Annotated in this window: 1 tRNA gene and 2 rRNA genes; all 3 read right to left on the reverse strand. The window is 52.7% G+C overall.

Going from position 1 to position 596, the window contains the following annotated elements:
* Positions 1-117 (reverse strand): 23S ribosomal RNA (locus FW767_RS12995); the annotation flags it as partial.
* A 154-nt stretch (positions 118-271) separates the two neighbouring features.
* Positions 272-345, reverse strand: a tRNA-Ile gene (locus FW767_RS13000).
* 136 nt (positions 346-481) lie between these two features.
* Positions 482-596, reverse strand: a 16S ribosomal RNA gene (locus FW767_RS13005); the annotation flags it as partial.

Genomic DNA, 596 nt, shown 5'->3' on the forward strand with positions numbered 1-596 from the left:
TCGGAAATCCGCGGGTCAATGGGTATTTGCCCCTTACCGCGGCTTTTCGCAGCTTATCACGTCCTTCGTCGCCTCCGAGAGCCAAGGCATCCTTCATGTGCCCTTGTCTCCTTTCCTTTGTTTCTTTATAACGATGCCGTCACACCTTGCGATATGACTGCTATACTTCGTTCGCTTCGATTCTACTCGTATCTTTTTCTTTCGTCAACCATGCGTTTGCGGTCGCATGGTCGCGGCTTCCAGTATGTCAATGTACTCTTTCCTGTTATCGTAGTCCCTGGCAGAGTTGAACTGCCGACCTCTACATTATCAGTGTAGCGCTCTAACCAACTGAGCTAAGGGACTGCACTTCAACTGCCGCCGTGGCGGGAGGATAATGCTATATAAATTACAACAGACGAAGCAGTAGGAGAATGCGTCCATGAACGCTCTTCTGCAACAGGTTCCGGTCGAGAACGGACTTCTGTACGGTCCGCTCCAGAAAGGAGGTGTTCCAGCCGCACCTTCCGGTACGGCTACCTTGTTACGACTTAGCCCCAGTCACCGGTTTTACCTTAGGGCGCTCCTTGCGGTCACGCACTTCAGGCACCCCCGGC

Origin of the sequence: Heminiphilus faecis, from assembly GCF_008728965.1 — a bacterium.
GTDB lineage: Bacteria > Bacteroidota > Bacteroidia > Bacteroidales > Muribaculaceae > Muribaculum > Muribaculum faecis.